The 1314-nt window shown below is 58.8% G+C and carries 2 protein-coding genes; both read left to right on the top strand.

Annotated features, from left to right (window positions below; genetic code table 11):
• The first annotated feature begins 158 nt into the window (after window positions 1–158).
• On the top strand, window positions 159–458 hold the full coding sequence (locus AC1DX0_RS35960) for a DUF1236 domain-containing protein (protein ID WP_477223620.1): 300 nt from the start codon (window positions 159–161) through the stop codon (window positions 456–458).
• A gap of 595 nt (window positions 459–1053) precedes the next feature.
• The coding region (locus tag AC1DX0_RS35955; RefSeq protein WP_477359260.1) for an ArsR/SmtB family transcription factor at window positions 1054–1314 on the top strand (261 nt) is incomplete at its 3' end.

Genomic DNA, 1314 nt, shown 5'->3' with positions numbered 1-1314 from the left:
GTCGACGCCTCACCCAAGACCATTGCAGCGGGTGCTCGGACCAAGGTCCCACACGCAATGCGACCGAAGTCCGGCCTGCGGAACGTTTTCAACCTGCTGAAGTTTTTCGGACCCGCCTTCGAAATCCTGTCGGAGGCCCGTTTACAAAGGAGATCATCATGAAATTTCACCTCACAGGAGCTGCCGCCGCGTTGTTGTTGATGGCTGGCGTTGGCGCCGTCGCGGCCCAGGATGTTGTCATCACGCCGGAACAGGACACCGTTGTGCGCACGTATGTGAAGAAGCAGCCGCTCGCTTCGGTGAAGATCCCCGGCGTCGAACTCAATATCGGTACTGCTCTTCCCGACACGGTCGAACTCCATGAAGTTCCCGATGTCAAATACCGTTATGTCGTGGTCGACAACCGGACCGTGCTCGTGGATCCGAGCACCCGAAAAATCGTCAAAATCTACGACTGACGTTCAGCCCTCCTTCAGGCATGCGACCGACCTGGTCGCCGACCGAACCGCAAAGAGCCCGTCACCGCCCTGTCGGTGGCGGGCTTCCTGGATAAGCAACCAACTCCTTGCGCGTGACCGAGGCTGGTTGATCCCAGCACTTGCGGGAAGCCCGTAACGCTTCGTTACAAGGAAGAGGAGTGGATCAGGTGTCAGAGATTTCTCGCCAGAAGCGAGTGTTTGCTTACAGCGTGCGGCGCTAACGCTTGCCCGCCGACTTTTGCACATGCCGCTGCACATGCCGCGCGCGGCCACCGAAAAAACTGCCTGTTGGGCTAGCGCAACCCTTCCCCGAAAATGCCTGCCCTAGCAACAAGGCCGCTTGCCGGAGGTCGCGGTTTTTTGTTGGAACCGATCGCGGTCAGTGAAGTTCATCGTCTGCCCGGTTGTCCCTCGGCCGGGCGAACAAACAAGAGCCCGTCACTGCCTCTGTAGTGGCGGGCTTTTTCCAACGACGCAATCCCGAAGGTCGATGATGGGATCTTATGTCAGACAGCGGCTCGTCGAGATTGAGGCAAATCCTGCGTTGCAGCGCCGGCCAGCGACGCGCCTAGGCTTGCGCAGCAACACGAAGTATGTTGCGCGATGGCTTGGCATTGTGGGCAACGGCAAGCGTTTTTTGATTCTCGTTCACTTGATAGACGGTGAAAAAACGGTTGGGGAGTTGGCCAAGCTAATCGGGCTCTCCCGTACGGCCTCCTCACAGCACCTGGGGCTTCTGACTGGGGAGCGGATTGTGGAATCACGCGCGGATGGTGCGCGCCGCTACTATTCCTGCAAGTCAGAAGCGGCGAGAGCTGTCGTCGCCCTCGTCGAT

Source organism: Mesorhizobium sp. P3_A9 (assembly GCF_056402975.1).
This window is presented reverse-complemented; position numbering and strand designations above follow the sequence as displayed.